This window comes from Glutamicibacter sp. HZAU (assembly GCF_004100365.1).
Lineage (GTDB): Bacteria > Actinomycetota > Actinomycetes > Actinomycetales > Micrococcaceae > Glutamicibacter > Glutamicibacter nicotianae.
In genome coordinates, this window is the sequence record NZ_SCKZ01000035.1 from 1 (window position 1) to 324 (window position 324).

Below are 324 nucleotides of genomic sequence, written 5' to 3' on the forward strand. Positions count from 1 at the left end.
TGTAACCCGTGATCGCGAGTTTCGCATCCGCTACGATCGCATCGACACGGACGGCAAAGTAACCCTGAGGCACGAAGGAAAACTGCACCATTTAGGGGTACGCAAAGTCCATCGCAGAAAGAAAGTCATGATGCTCATCGACACCGTCGAAGTCACCGTGCTGGATCTCGAGACCTCAGAAATCCTGAGCAGACATTTGATTGACGCGGAGCGAAACTACTGGCCGGATAAGCAGAAATCCCCCGGCCGGTGGCCGAGGGATTCCGATCAAAATTTGTAAAGTATGTCTCGACTCATCTGTCAACGATGTCTCGACTCTTCACA

Annotated in this window: 1 pseudogene; it reads left to right on the forward strand. The window is 51.9% G+C overall.

From position 1 onward, the window contains the following. Nucleotides 1-280: pseudogene (locus EKH49_RS16655) on the forward strand (IS481 family transposase); the annotation flags it as partial. Nucleotides 281-324 lie beyond the last annotated feature (44 nt).